The organism is Lentisalinibacter sediminis (assembly GCF_040706615.1).
In the GTDB taxonomy this organism is placed as follows: Bacteria; Pseudomonadota; Gammaproteobacteria; order Steroidobacterales; family Woeseiaceae; genus Lentisalinibacter; species Lentisalinibacter sediminis.
Window position 1 is genome coordinate 770618 of sequence record NZ_JAPDRF010000003.1, and the last position, 15349, is coordinate 785966.

Consider the following 15349-nt stretch of genomic DNA (forward strand, 5'->3'; position numbering starts at 1 on the left):
TTGCCGCGACTACAGGTCGCCGTCGCCGTGAACGTCGTAGGCTTCCACGATGCGCTGCACCAGCGGATGACGGACCACGTCGGCGGCGGTGAAGTAGCTGAAGCCGATGCCCTCGACCCCGCGCAGCACATCCATGACGTGGCGCAGACCCGACAGCTGCCCCTTCGGCAGGTCGATCTGGGTGACGTCGCCGGTCACCACCGCGCGGGAACCGAAGCCGATGCGGGTCAGAAACATCTTCATCTGGGCGGCGGAGGTATTCTGCGCCTCGTCCAGCAGCACGAAGGACTCGTTCAGTGAGCGCCCGCGCATGAAGGCGAGCGGCGCCACCTCGATGACATTGCGTTCCACCAGCCGGCCCACGCGCTCGAAACCCATCATCTCGTACAGGGCGTCGTACATGGGGCGGAGGTACGGGTCGACCTTCTGGGACATGTCGCCGGGCAGGAAGCCGAGCCGTTCTCCCGCTTCCACGGCCGGGCGCACCAGCACGATGCGGCGCACCTCGTCACGCTCCAGCGCCTCGATGGCGGCGGCCACGGCCAGGTAGGTCTTGCCGGTGCCGGCGGGGCCGATGCCGAAGGCGAGATCGTTCTCCCGGATCTGCACCAGGTAGTGCCGCTGGTTGGGGCCGCGCGCGCGGATGCGCTTGCGCGGCGTCTTGATCAGCGTCTCCTCCGACTGCTCCCGGGCGGGCGCCTCCGTGCCGGCGTCCTCCTCTGCGGGCGCTTCGCGCGCCTCCATCGCGGATTCCTGCAGACAGATGTGCACCCGGTGCGGGTCCAGGTGCTCACTCCCCGTCAGGCGGAACAACTCCTGCAGCACCTGCTCGCCGGCGCGAGCCGCACCCGGCTGGCCCACCACCCGGAAGCGATTGCCACGGTTGGCGATCTCCACGCCCAGTCGGCGTTCGATTTGTCTCAGGTGTTCGTCGAACTGGCCGCAGAGGTTGGCCAGACGGTTGTTGTCGGCGGGCTCCAGGACGAGGTCCCTGGCTTCGTTTACGGATTCCAAGAGAAGTGGAGACTCCCGGTTCGAGTTGACAGGTTTCTAGCCTAACCCCTCCTCATGACGAGGGGAAGTCAGGAAGCCCGGCGCCGGGCCGGCGGCGCGACCACGCGTCCGCGCAGCGAATTGGGCATGGCCTCGGTGATCTGCAGGTCGACGAACCGGCCGATGAGAGAGTCGTCGCCGTCGAAGTTCACCCAGCGCATGTTCTCGGTGCGGCCGGCCACCTGCCCGCTATGGCGGCGGGCGCGTCGCTCGACCAGTACCCGCTGGGTCGTGCCGACCATCGCCTCGCTGATCGCCGCCGCCTGCTGGTTGATGCGCGCCTGCAGCAGCGCGAGACGGCGCTTCTTCTCCTCGGCGGTGACCTCGTCCGGCAGCGAGGCCGCCGGCGTGCCCGGCCGCGCGCTGTAGATGAAGCTGAAGGACTGGTCAAAGCCCACGTCGGCGATGAGTCTCATCGTGGCCTCGAAATCCGCGTCCGTCTCACCGGGGAAGCCGACGATGAAGTCCGAGGAGACCGAGATGCCGGGCCGGGCCTCGCGCAGCCGACGGATCTTCTGCCGATACTCCAGCGCGGTGTGGCCGCGCTTCATCAGCGCGAGCACCCGGTCCGAGCCGCTCTGCACCGGCAGGTGCAGGTACGACGCGAGCTTCGGCACCTCGGCGTAGGCGCGGATCAGGGAATCGGTGAACTCCACCGGATGCGAGGTGGTGAAGCGGATGCGCTCGATGCCCTCGACCGCGGCCACGTAATGGATCAGGGTGGCCAGATCGGCGGTGGTGCCGTCGTGCATGGCACCCCGATAGGCGTTCACGTTCTGCCCGAGCAGGTTCACCTCCCGCACGCCCTTGTCCGCGAGCTGCGCCACCTCGACGATGACGTCGTCGAACGGCCGGCTGATCTCCTCACCACGGGTGTAGGGCACGACGCAGAAGGAGCAGTACTTGCTGCAGCCTTCCATCACCGAGACGAAGGCCGTGGGACCCTCTGCCCGGGGCTCGGGCAGGCGGTCGAACTTCTCGATCTCGGGGAATGACACGTCCACCACCGGCTCGCCGGAGCGGCGCACCCGCTCGAGCATATCGGGCAGCCGATGTAATGTCTGCGGACCGAATACCATGTCCACGTAAGGGGCCCGGCGGATCACGGCGTCGCCCTCCTGGCTGGCCACGCAGCCGCCGACGCCGATCACCAGCTCCGGGCGCTCCGCCTTCAGCCGCTTCCAGCGCCCGATCTCGGAGAAGGTCTTCTCCTGGGCCTTCTCGCGGATGGAGCAGGTGTTGACCAGCAGTACGTCGGCCTCCGACGGGTCGTCCGTCAGCGCGAGACCATGGGACTCCCGCAGCACGTCCGCCATCTTGTCGGAGTCGTACTCGTTCATCTGGCAGCCGTAGGTGCTGATGTAGAGCCTGCCGGTCATGGCGTCGATCCTAGCGCAGGAATCCTAGCGCAAGAAACCCAGGCTTTCGAGGACCACCAGGATGCGGTGGGCCGCCAGGTCCGGCGTCATCTCCTGCGTGTCGAGGCGAATCTCCGGTGCCTCCGGCTCCTCGTAGGGGTCGCTGATGCCGGTGAACTCCTTGATGATGCCGGCCCGGGCCTTGGCGTAGAGCCCCTTGCGGTCGCGCTCCTCGCAGATCTCCAGCGGCGTGGCGACGTGCACCTCGACGAAACCGCCGAGCGGCTCGATCAGCTGGCGCACCTCGCGGCGGGTGCGCGTGTAGGGTGCGATGGGCGCGCAGATGGCGATGCCGCCGTTCTTGGTGATCTCGCTGGCCACGTAGCCGATGCGCAGGATGTTCAGATCCCGGTGCTCCTTCGAGAAGCCGAGCTCGCTGGAGAGGTTCTTGCGCACGATGTCGCCGTCGAGCAGCGTCACCGGCCGGCCGCCGGCCTCCAGCAGCTTCACCATCAGCGCATTCGCGATGGTGGATTTGCCAGAGCCCGAAAGCCCGGTCATGAACACGGTGAAGCCCTGCCGGTGACGGGGCGGGTGGGTGCGGCGCAGTTCCGCGACGACCTCCGGGAACGAGAACCAGTCCGGTATCTCCAGGCCTTCCTGCAGCCGCCGGCGCAGTTCGGTGCCGGAGATGTTCAGCACGTTGTCCTGGTCGGTGGTCTCGTCCAGCGGCATGTACTGGGCCCGGTTCTCCGCGTAAACCATCAGGCGGAACGGCACCATGGAGATGCCGAGTTCCTGCTCGTGTTCGCGGAACAGGGTCTGGGCGTCGTAGGGACCGTAGAAGTCGTTCCCCTGGCTGTCCTTGCCCGGTCCGGCATGATCACGGCCGACGATGAAGTGGGTACAGCCGTAGTTCTTGCGGATGATGGCGTGCCACAGTGCCTCCCGCGGGCCGCCCATGCGCATGGCCAGCGGCAGCAGACTGAGGGACGTGGTCTGGTCCGGGTACTGGCCCAGCACGTGCTCGTAGCAGCGCACCCGGGTGTAGTGGTCCACGTCGCCGGGCTTGGTCATGCCCACGACCGGGTGGATGAGCAGGTTGGCCTCCACCTCCCGCGCCGCCCGGAAAGTGAGTTCCTGGTGGGCCCGGTGCATCGGGTTGCGGGTCTGGAACGCCACCACCTTGCGCCAGCCGAGCTTGCGGAAGCGGTCGCGCATCTCCCGCGGGGTGTCGCGCAGATGGCGGAAGTCGTAGTGGGTGGGCGCCTCGACGCCGCGCAGAGGCCCGCCGAGATAGACCGGCCCGGACTTGTTCAGCAGATAGTCCACCGCGGGGTGCAGCTCGTCGGTGCTGCCGAAGACCTGCAGCGCCTCGGACTGCTTGTCCGGCGTCCAGCGGCTCGCCACCTTCATCGTCGCGACGAGCACGCCTTCCTGGTCGCGGAGCGCGATCTCGTCGCCCTCGGCCACGTCCGCGGCGAACTCCTCGCTCACGTCCAGGGTGACCGGCATGGGCCAGAGCACCCCCGAGGCGAGGCGCATGTCCTTCACCACGCCCTCGTAGTCCGCCTGGTCCAGGAAACCGGTCAGGGGGGAGAAGCCGCCGTTCAGCAGCAGCTCGAGGTCGCACAGCTGGCGCGGCGTCAGGTCCCAGGACGCCATGTCGCGGGCGCGCTTCTTCTCCTCGGCCGCCGCAGCCTCGTCCAGGTACAGTTCGATCAGTTCGCCGCCGTGCGGCTCCTTGTAGGCTCCCATTTCCGGTTCCTTCTTTCCTTAAGACTATTGATCAGCAGATCGTCCACCGCATCGATGGACAGCCCGCAAACGTAGCAGAGCCCGCGCCGCGCTGCCGCGACCGGGCTCACAGAGTCAGTTGGTCCCCGCGGGGACGTATCGGTTGGGCTGCAGCGCTCCGGGGCGGACCTCAGAACGGAATATCGTCGTCGAATTCCTCGCCGCCGCCCGAGTCCGGGTAATTCCCGCCGGACGGGCCGGAGTCCTGGGACGACATCGGCGCCGCGCCACCACCGCCACGGCCGCCCATCATCTGCATCTCGTCGGCGATGACCTCGGTGGTCCAGCGGTCATTGCCCTGCTTGTCCTGCCACTTGCGTGTGCGCAGCTTGCCCTCGATGTAGACCTGGGAGCCCTTGCGCAGGTACTCGGCGGCGATCTCGGCAAGGCGCCCGAACATGGCGACGTTGTGCCATTCGGTGCGCTCCTTCTGCTCACCCGTCTGCTTGTCCTTCCACTGCTCGCTGGTCGCGATACGGAGGTTCGTGACCGCGCTGCCGCTCGGCATGTAGCGCGTGTCGGGATCCTGGCCGAGGTTGCCGACCAGTATGACTTTGTTGATTCCGCGGGCCATCAGGGTCCCCTGCTCTTCTTGGTTGGATGCCGCGGCGAGGAGCGCAGGCTCTTCGCCGTCGAGGGTGAGCTATTGTAGGCGCTGGGCCGCCAAATGCCCACCGCTATAATGCGGGATTACGCCCGAAAACAAGGCCGATCGTCACCAGCAGCCAGACGATGCCGACGACACCGAGCGAGACGAACACGCCGCTGTAGTCAGTCACGCCCATCAGCCACCCGCCGACCACGCCGCCGGCGAACGCGCCGAGGAACTGGGAGGTGTAGAACAGCCCCAGCGCACCGCCCCGGCCGTCCGGACCGGCGACCACCGACAGGCGGGCCGGCAGCCGGGCCTCGAGATAGTTGAACCCGGCGAAGAAGACCGCCAGCCCCGCCAGGGCCAGTACCCAGCCGTCCGTCGCCCGCCACAGCAAGCCCTGGCCGATGGCCAGCAGACCCACGGAGAGGACGAAGATCCAGCTGCCACGGCCCTTCTCGCCCAGCAATACCAGGGGCACTGTGGCCACCAGGGACAGCGCCAGGGCGGCGAAGTAGGTACGCCACTGGGTCTCCATGGGCACGCCGAGCGCGTCGCGCAGCAGGAACGGCGCCGCCACGAAGCTGGCCGTGAGCATCATGTGCAGCAGGAAGATGGAGGCATCGATGGCGGCGACGCCCGGAGTGAGGCGCCCCGCCGGCCGCCGCTGCTCCCCGTGATGGGCCCCCGGCTTCGCCCGGGGCAGCACCGTGGCGAGCGCCAGCGCGGTCAGCGCCATGATGCCGGCCAGCCAGAACAGGCCGCGCACGCCCGTCACGCTGGCCACCAGCGGGCCGAGCACCAGTGCGATCAGGAACGAGCTGCCGATGGAGATGCCGAGGATGGCCGTGGCGCGGGTACGGATTTCCTCCCGGGTGTGATCGGCCAGCAGCGCGGTCAACGTGGCCGAGACGGCGCCCGCCCCCTGCAGGAGACGCCCGGCGATGACGCCGAGGATATGGTGACTCATGGCCGCGACGAAGCTGCCCAGGGCGAAGACGGTCAGCCCGAGTACGATGACCGGCACGCGGCCGATGCGGTCGGACAGCGTGCCGAACGGTACCTGCAGCACGGCCTGGGTGATTCCGTAGCCGCCCACCGCCAGGCCGACCAGCATGGGCGTGGCCCCCTCCAGGCCGGAGGCCCAGAGCGCGAGCACCGGCAGCAGGAGAAACAGGCCGAGCATACGCAGCATGGCCATGCCGCTGACCATGCCGATGATGCGGCCCTCCCCCGGCTCGAGTGAGATGCGTTTTCGCTGCCCTTCGGGCGGGGTCGTCTGTTCGTCTGACATGTCCGGTCCTGTGCTGTCGCCGCGGGCCCGTCGTGCTGCCGCGGTTTTGCGCGGCGGGAAGCAGGCGGCGTATATTAACAGGTTGACCCCCGCTCACCGCCGGCTCCCATGGACAGTATCGAAATACGCGGCGCACGGACGCACAACCTGCAGAACATCGATCTGTCGCTGCCCCGCGACCGGCTGATCGTGCTCACCGGCCTCAGCGGCTCCGGTAAGTCATCGCTCGCCTTCGACACCATCTATGCCGAGGGTCAGCGCCGCTACGTGGAGTCGCTGTCGGCCTATGCGCGCCAGTTCCTCTCCATGATGGAGAAGCCGGACGTCGACCACATCGAGGGTCTGTCGCCCGCCATCTCCATCGAGCAGAAGTCGACCTCGCACAACCCGCGCTCGACGGTGGGGACGGTCACCGAGATCTACGACTACCTGCGCCTGCTCTACGCCCGCGCCGGAACCCCGCGCTGCCCGGACCACGGCCTGGACCTCGAGGCGCAGACGGTCAGCCAGATGGTCGATCACGTCCTGGCGATGCCGGAGGGCAGCCGTCTGGCGCTGCTGGCCCCCATGGTGGACAACCGCAAGGGCGAGCACGCGCGCATGCTGCAGGAACTGCAGGCCCAGGGCTTCGTGCGCGCCCGCATCGACGGCGAGATCCTGGAGCTGGCCGACGCGCCGGCACTGGACGCGCGGCGACGCCACACCATCGAGGCGGTGGTCGACCGCTTCAAGGTCCGCCCCGACCTCGCGCTGCGGCTGGCCGAATCCTTCGAGACGGCGCTGGGCCTCGCCGACGGTGTGGCGCGGGTGGTGCCGCTTGCGGGCGACGGCGAGGAGATCACGTTCTCGGACCGTTACGCCTGCCGGGAGTGCGGCTACAGCCTGAGCGAGCTGGAACCCCGGCTGTTCTCCTTCAACAACCCGCACGGCGCCTGCCCGGACTGCGACGGGCTCGGCGTGAAGCAGTTCTTCGACCCGGACCGGGTGGTGGTCAACCCGGACATCAGCCTGGCCGGCGGCGCCATCCGCGGCTGGGACCGGCGCACGACCTATTATTTCCAGATGATCGGCAACCTCGCCGCCCATTACGGCTTCGACGTGGAGGCGCCCTTCGGCGAGCTGCCCGAGGCGGTGCGCAACGTCATACTGCACGGCAGCGGCGACGAGCAGATCGAGTTCAGCTACACCAGCAGCCGCGGCGCCAGCGTGAGCCAGCGCCACCCGTTCGAAGGCGTGCTGCCGAACCTGGAGCGCCGCTACCGCGAGACCGAGTCGGCCACCGTCCGCGAGGAGCTCGCCAGGTACCTGAGCACCCAGCAGTGTCCTGCCTGCGGCGGCTCGCGGCTGAACCGGGCCGCGCGCAACGTCTTCGTGGCCGACCGCGGCATCGCCGACCTCTCGGCCATGGCCGTGGGCGACGCCCGCGCCTTCTTCGGCGTGCTGGAGCTGCCGGGCTGGCGCGGCGAGGTCGCCGGGCGCATCGTCCGGGAGATCGCCGAGCGGCTCGGCTTCCTGGACGACGTCGGGCTGTCCTACCTCACGCTGGACCGCAGCGCCGACACGCTCTCCGGCGGCGAGGCACAGCGCATACGGCTAGCCAGCCAGATCGGCTCGGGACTGGTGGGCGTCATGTACATCCTCGACGAGCCCAGCATCGGCCTGCACCAGCGGGACAATGCGCGGCTCCTCGGCACCCTCACCCACCTGCGGGACATCGGCAACACCGTGATCATGGTGGAGCACGACCAGGAGGCCATCCTCGCCGCCGATCATGTCGTCGACCTGGGCCCGGGCGCCGGCGTCCACGGCGGCCGGGTGGTGGCGGAGGGGCCGCCGGACGCGATCCGGCGCAATCCGGCCTCCCTCACCGGCCAGTACCTCTCCGGCCAGCGGCGCATCGAGGTGCCCGCCCGCCGCGTCGCACCCGACGCCGCCCGTCAGCTGGTGGTCCGCGACGCCACGGGCAACAATCTGAAACACGTCGAGGCCGCCCTGCCGGTGGGCCTCATGACCTGCGTCACCGGCGTATCCGGCTCCGGCAAGTCCACGCTCATCAATGGCACACTGTACGAGACCGCCGCGGCATTGCTGAACCGGGCGGCCACCGACCCGGAGCCCTGCGCCGGCATCGACGGGCTGGAATACTTCGACCGGGTCATCGAGATCTCCCAGAGCCCGATCGGCCGCACGCCCCGCTCCAACCCGGCCACCTACACCGGGCTGTTCACGCCGATCCGCGAACTCTTCGCCGGCACCCAGGAGGCACGCTCGCGGGGCTATCAGGCGGGGCGTTTCAGCTTCAACGTGAAGGGCGGGCGCTGCGAGGCCTGCCAGGGCGACGGCGTCATCAAGGTGGAGATGCACTTCCTGCCCGACATCTACGTGCCCTGCGACGTTTGCGAGGGCCGCCGCTACAACCGGGAGACGCTGGACATCCGCTACAAGGGCCGCAACATCCACGAGGTGCTGGAAATGACCGTGGAAGACGGCCTGGAATTCTTCCGCAACGTGCCGGTCATCGCCCGCAAGCTGCAGACGCTGATGGACGTGGGCCTGTCGTACGTGCGCCTGGGGCAGAACGCGACCACGCTGTCCGGCGGCGAGGCCCAGCGCATCAAGCTCGCCCGCGAGCTCTCCAAGCGGGACACCGGCTCCACGCTGTACATCCTAGACGAACCCACCACGGGACTGCATTTCCACGACATCGCCCAGCTGCTCGCGGTGCTCCATCGCCTGCGCGACCGGGGCAACACCATCGTCGTCATCGAGCACAACCTGGACGTGATCAAGACGGCGGACTGGATCGTGGATCTCGGCCCGGAAGGCGGCGACGGCGGCGGCGAGATCGTCGCGGCGGGCACGCCGGAAGCCGTGGCGGAGGTGGAGGCGTCGCACACGGGCCGGTACCTGCGCGCCCTGCTGGCCGAGGGCCGCGAGAAACGTCTGGCCTGACACCCGCCTTTCCTGGCCGGCTTGCGGGGGCATCGATCTTGCTCCCGACAAAAGGTCGCGGCGATGGTTACCCCCGCATGACGGCCGTGCTCGCGGTGGCGTGAAGGAAGCGCCAGTCAGTAGCGCCTGCTGACTGGCCCCAAGCCTCTCGGCTACGGGCCCGTCAGCGGCTGGGGTGGACTGCTGGGGTCGTCCGGGCCGACTGGAGCCATGACGGCGGGAAGGAGGTCTGGCCGAAGCGAAGGAGGACAGGACGTCCGACTGAGCGTCCCCAGCAGTCCACCCCAGCCGATGGCGGGCCTACGCCAACAGAAAGCCGAGTCGGGCCTGAAGGCCCTCCTACATGCGGGCTGCCAGGTCTACCAGGCGCGCATTGTAGCGCTCGTCCAGACAGTCGCGGCGCTCGGCCTCGGGCCGCTCGAGGCAGTCCCGCAGGCCCCGCTCCCAGGCGGCATGTTCGTTCCTGAGGGCGGCTTTCGCCGTGTGATCCGCACGGGCCAGCGCCCGCTGGTACAGGCGGGTGAGGTCCGCGTCCATCGCGCGCAGGTCCACGTCGGCGCACACGGCGCGCTCGACCGGGTCGCTGACACCCGCGCAGCGGTCCGGCATACCGGTCTGCGAGCCATCATCGGCCGCGCCGCCGCCGTCCGGGGCGGGCGAACAGGCTGCCAGCACCAGCAAGAGCGACGTGAGGATGAGCGTGGCGCGCATCGGGCGACTACCCGAGCGGGCGGATACCCACCGCGTGGCGGATATCGGCCATGAACGGCGCGCTCAGGGCGCGGGCGCGTTCGGCGCCGGCGACCAGCACGGATTCCACGTGACCCGGGTCGGCGATGAGCCGCTCGTATTCCGCGCGGGCCGCGCCGAGGTGATCGTTGATGTACTCGAACAGGAGCTGTTTCATCTCGCCCCAGGCGATGCCCCCGGCGTAGCGGCGGGCGACGTCGGCGGTCTCCGCGGGCGTGGCGAAGGCCCGGTAGATGTCGAACAGCGTCGAGCCCTCGGTCTCCTTCGGCTCGCCGGGCTCCAGCGAGTTGGTCTTGATCTTCATGATCAGCTTTCTGAGCTTCTTCTCCGGCAGGAACAGCGGGATGGTGTTGCCGTAGCTCTTCGACATCTTGCGGCCGTCCAGCCCGGACAGTACCGCCGTATTGTCGTCTATCACCGGCTCCGGCAGGGTGAACAGTTCGCCGTAGTGATGATTGAAGCGCCCCGCAATGTCCCGGGCCATCTCGACGTGCTGCTTCTGGTCCCGCCCCACCGGCACCTTGTGCGCCTTGAACAGCAGGATGTCGGCGGCCATCAGCACGGGATAGGAGAACAGGGCCATGGTGATGCCCTTGTCGGGGTCCTTGTTGCCCGCCTCCTCGTTGGCGGCGACCGCGGCCTTGTAGGCGTGCGCCCGGTTCATGAGGCCCTTGGCCGTCATGCTGGAGAGCACCCAGGTAAGCTCGGGGATCTCGAGGATGTCCGACTGGCGGTAGAACACGGCGTTCTCGGTATCCAGGCCGAGCGCGAGCCAGGAGGCGGCGATCTCCAGCGTCGAGCGCTGGATCTCGTCCGGATTCTGATTCTTCACCAGCGCATGCAGGTCCGCGAGGAAATAGAAATTGCGCTTCTCCGCCTCGCGGCTTGCGGCCACCCCGGGCCGGATGGCGCCGACGTAATTGCCGATGTGGGGCGTGCCGGTGGTCGTAATGCCGGTCAGCCAGATTTCACCGTTCATTGTCGCTTCTCTGGGCGAGGATCCTGGGCCATTACTGTCAGTAGCCGGCCGCCTGGCCGTCCTTGCGGGACTCGGAGGCGCCGTAGTACACGCCCTCGTCGTGGTCCTTCATGATGGCCTGGTAGCCGCCGAAGCCGCCGTTGCTGCCGCCGAGCCGGTGACCGCGGCGCAGCAGCTCCCGGTGGACGGCCTGGTCCAACCCGTGCTCGAGATGCACCGTGCCGCCGTCGGTCATCTGCTCGCCCGTGGGCTGGGAGGAGCCGCTGTGGCGCAGCCGGGGCGCGTCACCGGCCTCCTGCAGGTTCATGCCGAAGTCCACCATGTTGACGATGATCTGGGTGTGGCCCTGGGGCTGCATGGCACCGCCCATCACCCCGAAGCTCATCAGCGGTTTGCCGTCGCGCATCACGAACGCCGGGATGATGGTGTGGAAGGGCCGCTTGCCGGGCTCGTAGACGTTCGGATGGCCCGGCTCCAGGGAGAAGAGTTCGCCCCGGTCCTGGAGCACGAAGCCCAGATCGCCCGGCGTCATGCCGGATCCCATGCCGCGGTAGTTGCTCTGGATCAGGGAGACCATGTTGCCGTCTTTGTCGGCCACGGTGAGATAGATGGTGTCGCCGTTCTCGAGCGCCGCGTCGCCGGCGGGCAGCGAGCGCGAGGCCTGCGCCATGTCGATCAGCCTGCGGCGCTCGTCCGCGTACTCCTTCGAGATCAATCTCTCCACCGGTACGTCGGCGAAGTCCATGTCGGCGTAGTAGCGGGCCCGGTCCTCGAAGGCGAGCTTCTTCGCTTCAGTGAGGACGTGCAGATAGTCCGCCGAGCCGAAGCCCATGGAGGCGATGTCGTAAGCCTCCAGGATGTTCAGCATCTGCAGCGCGGCGATGCCCTGGCCGTTCGGCGGCAGCTCGAAGACCTCCCAGCCCCGGTAGGTCGTGGAGACGGGCTGCACCCATTCGGAACGGTGGTTCGCCATGTCCTCGTAGGTGAGGAAGCCACCGTTCTCCTGCATGTAATCGGCGATCTCGCGGGCCATCTCGCCGCGGTAGAACACCTCGCGCCCCTGCTCGGCGATCTTCTCGTAGGTGTCGGCGAGGCGCGGGTTGCGGAACATCTCGCCCTTGCGCGGCGGCCTTCCGTCTGGCATGAATGTCTCCGCGAAACCCGGGAAGTCCTTCAGGTAGCCGGCGTTGCGCTGCCAGTAATAGGCGATGAGTTCCGACACCGGGAAACCCTCGCGGGCGTAGCGGATGGCGGGCGCGAGGATCTCGCTCATCGGCAGGCGGCCGTAGCGGCCGTGCAGCTCGAACCAGCCGTCCACGGTGCCCGGCACGCTCACGGGCAGCGGCCCCAGCGGGGGGATGCTGTCCATGCCCTGTTCCTCGAAGTACGCCAGCGTCAGCGAGACCGGCGAGCGGCCGCTCGCGTTGAGCCCTGTCAGTTCGCCCTTTTCCGCGTCCCAGACGATGGCGAAGAGATCGCCGCCGATGCCGCAGCCGACCGGCTCCATGAGACCGAGGGCGGCGTTCGCGGCGATGGCCGCATCCACCGCGCTGCCACCGGCTTTCAGTACGTCAAGCGCGATCTGGGTGGCCAGCGGCTGGCTCGTGGCGGCCATGCCGTGTGGCGCGATCACCTCCGAACGGGACGCAAACGTCTCTCCCGTGATGCGATCGTAGCCGAGTACCGGCGTGGTCATGACGAGCAGGAGGGACGCTGCGGCGACGAGGCCGCGTGCGGCAGGGGAAAACATAGGGAACTCCGGCGATCCATTGAGCGTGCAATGATGCCCGAGATCGGGAACCCTGTTAAGTGAACCCCCGGAAGGCTGCCGTCCGGCAGCGGCGCGTTCGTTATACTGCCCTGAGGCGAAGCCATCGCCATGAGAGAGCCATACGGAGGAAGCATGGAACCCGAGCGTCCCGACATCGACGAGTTGTACGCCGACCACGTCGCGGAGATGATGCGCCGCCACGACCGTGCGCTGGAGCGCGCCGGCGCGGAGGGCATCGTCATCGCGGCCGGCGAACCCCGCTATGCCTTCCAGGACGACCGCGCCTATCCCTACCTCGTCAATCCGGACTTCAATGCGTGGCTGCCGCTGACCGACGCGCCCGGCTCGTATCTCGTCTACACGCCGGGCAGCCGGCCCCGCCTCGCCTACTGCCAGCCGTCCGATTACTGGCATATGCCGCCGGCCGCGCCGTCCGGCTACTGGACGGGGCAGTTCGACATCCTGCCCTTCGGGAGCCCGGCCGGCGCCCGCACGCTGCTGCCGGACGACCTGTCGCGCTACGTCTTCATCGGCGAGGTGATCGATCCGGCCCAGACCCTCGGCATCGAGCGCATCAATCCGGAGGGCGTGCTGCAGAGCCTGCACTATCCCCGCGCAACGAAGACCGGCTACGAGCTGGAGTGCATGCGGGCGGCGACCCGGCGGGCGGCCGAGGCGCACATCGCCGCGCATGCGGCCTTCGAGAACGGCGCCTCGGAGTTCGACATCCACCTCGCCTACTGCCGCGCGGCGGGGCAACTGGACCAGGAGCTGCCCTACGGCAACATCGTCGCGCTGAACGAGCACGGCGCCGTATTGCACTACCAGCATCGCGACCGGCTGCCGCCCGACGAGATCCGCTCGTTCCTGATCGACGCGGGAGCCTCCGTGGCCGGCTATGCCGCCGACATCACACGCACCTACGCGGCCGACGAGGGCGACTTCGCCGCGCTAATCCGTGCCATGCACGAGCTGCAGCAGGAGATCGTCGCCGGCGTGCGGGCCGGTACGGACTTCCGCGAGCTGCACCTGGAAACCCACCGCCGGCTCGGCGCCGTGCTGCTCGCCCACGAGATCGCGAGCGCAGGCAGCGCCGAGGCACTGGTGGAGGCGGGCGTGACCCGCGCCTTCATGCCCCACGGCCTCGGCCATCTGCTCGGCCTGCAGGTGCACGACGTGGGTGGCTTCATGGCGGATGACGAGGGCGGCGAGATTCCCGCGCCGGAGGACCATCCCCATCTGCGGCTCACCCGCACGCTGGCCGCCGATCAGGCGCTGACCATCGAGCCGGGCCTCTATTTCATCGACCTGCTGCTCGAGGCATTGCACGGGAGCGCCGCGGGGCGCCTTGTCAACTGGCTGCGGGTGGAGGAGCTGAAGCCTTGCGGCGGCATACGCATCGAGGACAACGTCCGCGTGCTGGAAGACGGCACGGAGAACTTCACCCGCGATGCCTTCGCCGCGATGGCGGTGGTCTGAGGATCGGGCAGGCCAGAAGCCCCCGGTGCGTCAGGCCTGGTCCGCCAGTGCCGACATCGCCCCGGCCAGCTCGAAGTCCAGGTCGGTGATGCCGCCCGCGTCGTGAGTGGTGAGATCGACGGTCACCTTGTTGTACACATTGAACCACTCCGGGTGGTGATCCATCTTCTCGGCGACGATAGCCGCCGCGCTCATGAAACCGAACGCCCGCACGAAATCGTCGAACCGGAACTCGCGGTGCAGCTTGCCCTCACGCAGTTCCCAGCCGGGGACGTCGAGCAGCTTCGCTTCGATGACGGTGTGGTCGAGTTTGTCAGCCATGATTCTCCTTCTCCCCGCCCGCCCTGCGGGCCTTGTAGTACTCCCGCGCCTTTTTCCCCTTGCGGCTCAGCAGCGGCTGCATGGCGCGCCGCAGGCCCGGGAAAAGATAGACCAGATCTGCGGTGACGCCGCTCAGGCGTGGCATCTTCTCCTCCACCGTTCCCCCCGAGGCTACGCGCAGGATGGCCTCGGCCACCGCCTCCGGCGTGCTCATGGGCTGGGAGAGCGAGAGGTCGGTCACCTCGTCCAGTTCCTCCATGATGAAACCGGTGTCCACCGGGCCGGGCGAGACCGCTCCCACGTGAATGCCGCTGTCCTTCAGTTCCTCGGCCAGACCGTGGGAGAAGGAGCGCAAGCCCGCCTTCGTGGCCGCGTAAGTCACCGAACCGGGCACCGGCGTGCAGCCGGCGAGCGAAGCCACGTTGACGATGGCGCCACCGCCGGCCTGCCGTATGCACGGTATCGCCAGCCGGCTGAGCAGGATGGGCGCGCGCAGGTTGACGTCCACCATCGCCGTGAGCTCTTCCGCGATCTTCTCCTCGACGCTGCCGCGGGCGTGTAATCCGGCGTTGTTGATCAGGTAATGCACGGCGCCGAAAGCCGCCTTCGCGCGATCGAACAGCGCCCGGCAGGCCGCATCGTCTGCCACGTCCATGGCGACGCTGACGACCTCCGTGCCGTCCGGCAGGCCGGCCGCGAAGGTCTGCAGGGAGTGCTCGTTGCGGGCCGCCAGGACAAGGCGCGCCCCGGCTGCCGCGAACCGCCGGGCCGCGGCGGCGCCGATGCCGGCGGATGCGCCGGTGATGATCACCGTTTTGTCTCTGAAAATGGCGTCCATGGCCACGAGTCTAGTGCATAGAGGGGGCCGCCGACACCCGCCGCGAATCTGCCGGCTGCATCCGTCCGCCCGGCCTGCGCGAATACGTTTGCGCCATGGCCGTCGCGACGGATTTCGCAATGCCGGAGCCGCCCGGGCTGCGCCCCTCCGGTTACAATGGCCTGC

12 protein-coding genes are annotated in these 15349 nt (G+C 68.4%); 2 read left to right on the forward strand and 10 right to left on the reverse strand.

The annotated features are described in order from the left end of the window. Window positions 1-9: 9 nt before the first annotated feature. From ACJMKX_RS08500 to ACJMKX_RS08520, 5 genes are all read right to left on the reverse strand, one after another. Window positions 10-1014: a PhoH family protein gene (locus ACJMKX_RS08500; RefSeq protein ID WP_405223678.1), complete on the reverse strand. Its 1005-nt coding sequence runs from the start codon at window positions 1012-1014 to the stop codon at window positions 10-12. A gap of 68 nt (window positions 1015-1082) precedes the next feature. Then, a complete protein-coding gene (gene miaB, locus ACJMKX_RS08505; protein ID WP_405223680.1) occupies window positions 1083-2432 on the reverse strand; it encodes a tRNA (N6-isopentenyl adenosine(37)-C2)-methylthiotransferase MiaB in 1350 nt (449 codons plus the stop codon). A gap of 24 nt (window positions 2433-2456) precedes the next feature. Then, window positions 2457-4169 carry a bifunctional sulfate adenylyltransferase/adenylylsulfate kinase gene (locus ACJMKX_RS08510; protein WP_405223682.1) on the reverse strand — a complete coding sequence of 571 codons (1713 nt, stop codon included), beginning with the start codon at window positions 4167-4169 and terminating at the stop codon, window positions 2457-2459. A gap of 169 nt (window positions 4170-4338) precedes the next feature. Next, window positions 4339-4782: a single-stranded DNA-binding protein gene (gene ssb, locus ACJMKX_RS08515; protein WP_405223684.1), complete on the reverse strand. Its 444-nt coding sequence runs from the start codon at window positions 4780-4782 to the stop codon at window positions 4339-4341. Window positions 4783-4885: 103 nt separating this feature from the next. Then, window positions 4886-6094 (reverse strand): MFS transporter, encoded by a 1209-nt coding sequence (locus ACJMKX_RS08520; RefSeq protein ID WP_405223686.1) that lies wholly within the window; start codon window positions 6092-6094, stop codon window positions 4886-4888. 108 nt (window positions 6095-6202) lie between these two features. Here ACJMKX_RS08520 and uvrA point away from each other — a divergent pair, with 108 nt between their 5' ends. Beyond that, a complete protein-coding gene (gene uvrA / locus ACJMKX_RS08525) occupies window positions 6203-9046 on the forward strand; it encodes an excinuclease ABC subunit UvrA (RefSeq protein ID WP_405223688.1) in 2844 nt (947 codons plus the stop codon). A gap of 339 nt (window positions 9047-9385) precedes the next feature. On the opposite strand, the gene ACJMKX_RS08530 is transcribed toward uvrA, so the two are convergent. From ACJMKX_RS08530 to ggt, 3 genes are read right to left on the reverse strand one after another with little or no spacing between them, the layout of a single operon-like run. Then, window positions 9386-9757, reverse strand: coding sequence for a lysozyme inhibitor LprI family protein (locus ACJMKX_RS08530; protein WP_405223689.1), 372 nt, complete (start codon window positions 9755-9757; stop codon window positions 9386-9388). A 7-nt stretch (window positions 9758-9764) separates the two neighbouring features. Then, window positions 9765-10775 carry a tryptophan--tRNA ligase gene (gene trpS / locus ACJMKX_RS08535; protein ID WP_405223691.1) on the reverse strand — a complete coding sequence of 337 codons (1011 nt, stop codon included), beginning with the start codon at window positions 10773-10775 and terminating at the stop codon, window positions 9765-9767. A 37-nt stretch (window positions 10776-10812) separates the two neighbouring features. After that, window positions 10813-12525, reverse strand: a complete 1713-nt coding sequence (gene ggt / locus ACJMKX_RS08540; RefSeq protein ID WP_405223693.1) for a gamma-glutamyltransferase — start codon at window positions 12523-12525, stop codon at window positions 10813-10815. Window positions 12526-12678: 153 nt separating this feature from the next. Between ggt and pepQ the strand changes: the two genes are divergently transcribed. Beyond that, the gene (gene pepQ, locus ACJMKX_RS08545; RefSeq protein ID WP_405223694.1) at window positions 12679-14025 is read left to right on the forward strand and encodes a Xaa-Pro dipeptidase; all 1347 of its coding nucleotides are present in this window, start codon (window positions 12679-12681) and stop codon (window positions 14023-14025) included. Between the two features lie 30 nt (window positions 14026-14055). Here pepQ and ACJMKX_RS08550 read toward each other — a convergent pair whose 3' ends face one another. After that, the gene (locus tag ACJMKX_RS08550; RefSeq protein WP_405223696.1) at window positions 14056-14346 is read right to left on the reverse strand and encodes a 4a-hydroxytetrahydrobiopterin dehydratase; all 291 of its coding nucleotides are present in this window, start codon (window positions 14344-14346) and stop codon (window positions 14056-14058) included. After that, window positions 14339-15184: an SDR family NAD(P)-dependent oxidoreductase gene (locus ACJMKX_RS08555; protein WP_405223698.1), complete on the reverse strand. Its 846-nt coding sequence runs from the start codon at window positions 15182-15184 to the stop codon at window positions 14339-14341. The genes ACJMKX_RS08550 and ACJMKX_RS08555 overlap by 8 nt, the downstream gene beginning before the upstream one ends. Between the last annotated feature and the right edge of the window lie 165 nt (window positions 15185-15349).

What these genes read in the sequence shown, in the direction of transcription:
- miaB (WP_405223680.1), bottom strand. Translation starts at nt 2,432, where the DNA reads ATGACCGGCAGGCTCTACATCAGCACCTACGGCTGCCAGATGAACGAG.
- ACJMKX_RS08510 (WP_405223682.1), bottom strand. Translation starts at nt 4,169, where the DNA reads ATGGGAGCCTACAAGGAGCCGCACGGCGGCGAACTGATCGAACTGTAC.
- ssb (WP_405223684.1), bottom strand. Translation starts at nt 4,782, where the DNA reads ATGGCCCGCGGAATCAACAAAGTCATACTGGTCGGCAACCTCGGCCAG.
- ACJMKX_RS08520 (WP_405223686.1), bottom strand. Translation starts at nt 6,094, where the DNA reads ATGTCAGACGAACAGACGACCCCGCCCGAAGGGCAGCGAAAACGCATC.
- uvrA (WP_405223688.1), top strand. Translation starts at nt 6,203, where the DNA reads ATGGACAGTATCGAAATACGCGGCGCACGGACGCACAACCTGCAGAAC.
- ACJMKX_RS08530 (WP_405223689.1), bottom strand. Translation starts at nt 9,757, where the DNA reads ATGCGCGCCACGCTCATCCTCACGTCGCTCTTGCTGGTGCTGGCAGCC.
- trpS (WP_405223691.1), bottom strand. Translation starts at nt 10,775, where the DNA reads ATGAACGGTGAAATCTGGCTGACCGGCATTACGACCACCGGCACGCCC.
- ggt (WP_405223693.1), bottom strand. Translation starts at nt 12,525, where the DNA reads ATGTTTTCCCCTGCCGCACGCGGCCTCGTCGCCGCAGCGTCCCTCCTG.
- pepQ (WP_405223694.1), top strand. Translation starts at nt 12,679, where the DNA reads ATGGAACCCGAGCGTCCCGACATCGACGAGTTGTACGCCGACCACGTC.
- ACJMKX_RS08550 (WP_405223696.1), bottom strand. Translation starts at nt 14,346, where the DNA reads ATGGCTGACAAACTCGACCACACCGTCATCGAAGCGAAGCTGCTCGAC.
- ACJMKX_RS08555 (WP_405223698.1), bottom strand. Translation starts at nt 15,184, where the DNA reads ATGGACGCCATTTTCAGAGACAAAACGGTGATCATCACCGGCGCATCC.